The following is a 1,388-nucleotide window of genomic DNA, read 5'->3' on the forward strand; positions in this document are numbered from 1 at the left end:
GGTTTTTCACCATACCGATACAGTCTGAATTTAACAAAATATGAAACTAAAACAAGAGGTAAAGTAAATACAAAAACAAGAATCAAGTAAAACCCAAAATATTCCACATCGAAATTAAGTAAGTTTGAGCCGACTTCCAGAAAAGACATATAAACAAAAGTTGATAGGAAGATAACACCAAACTGTTTGTAAAAAGGAAGGTTTCCTCGATATTTAAAAAATGCAAATTGCAAGGTTGCGCAAATCAGAGCTAATTTTGTAGCTGAAATTGAGTAACTATAATCATACGAATCTGTTAACAGGGTAAACCCGATAGCCGTTATTGTATTTACACATGCAACCCAGTAAATAAAACTCCAGAGTAGTAAATTTTTCTCCGACTTATCCATGACAAAACCTAACGGGGCTGTAGAATTTCTATTTTAGAAAAAGCAGCCTCAAAATTTATTAAAAATTAAGCCTCAAATTACGTGCTACGTGAAATCTGAGGCAATATCCAACTAGAAAATGACTTTTAACGGCTGTATGAACACAAAAATCGCCCTCCATTTTCTACTTTGGAGTAATTCTACGCCCTCAACGCCCTAATAATGGGCAAATTACAGTTGGTTAAAATACGCGACGAAGGAGCAAAAACCAACTGTAATTTGTCCTTATTTATTAGCTTGTTAGGAAGAACTTTTAAAAAGGCCTACCTGATTTTAGTTCGTATTTAGATGCTGGATTAAATACCACACCAAACTCACTTTCAGGATACCACTGAGCATTGAGGAAAGGTAATGGATTTGCAACTATATCTGTCCAGCATACTTTAGGGAAAGTTGTTAAAATCCAATGGTCACAATCCCAAGAACCATAAACCTTTTCATTTGGAAGCCAAAGTAAGATAAATTCTGGATCGTAGCCTTCACAGTAGTTTGTGATGCTTATAGCTGGAATTTCATAATAGGCATCGATTTCATCATCTTCAGGTGAAACCCAAATAACTCCAGATTTGATACCTGAAAGGTTACAAATTCCAACTTTGCCCGCTTCAGCTTTTGATGCATCGTAATTCAATTGATTACCCTCTTCGAGATAATCATGAAGGTCTGATGGAAACTCCATTTCGTGTTCTTCCTAACGAGCCTGTAGAATTTCTATTTTAGAAAAAACAGCCTCAAAATTTATTAAAAATTAAGCCTCAAATTACGTTGCTAAGTGAAATCTGAGGCAATATCCGACTAGAAAATGACTTTTAACGGCTGTATGAACACAAAAATCGCCCTCCATTTTCTACTTTGGAGTAATTCTACACCCTCAACGCCCAAATAACGGGCTAAAAATTGTTGGCTAAAATAAGCGACGCAGGAGCAAAAGCCAACTGTTTTTAGTCCTGTTAATTTGCT

General features: G+C 35.7%; 2 protein-coding genes. Both read right to left on the reverse strand.

From position 1 onward, the window contains the following. Positions 1-389 (reverse strand): hypothetical protein (locus AC27H3_RS18010; RefSeq protein ID WP_487108102.1); only part of this gene is annotated, 389 nt, incomplete at its 3' end. A gap of 292 nt (positions 390-681) precedes the next feature. After that, positions 682-1,107, reverse strand: coding sequence for a hypothetical protein (locus tag AC27H3_RS18015; protein WP_487108103.1), 426 nt, complete (start codon positions 1,105-1,107; stop codon positions 682-684). Positions 1,108-1,388: the final 281 nt, after the last annotated feature.

Source organism: Colwellia sp. NW0002-52-1 (genome assembly GCF_057550865.1).

Bases quoted from the DNA above. Each gene is read 5' to 3' on its own strand.
- AC27H3_RS18015 (WP_487108103.1), bottom strand. From the start codon at position 1,107: ATGGAGTTTCCATCAGACCTTCATGATTATCTCGAAGAGGGTAATCAA.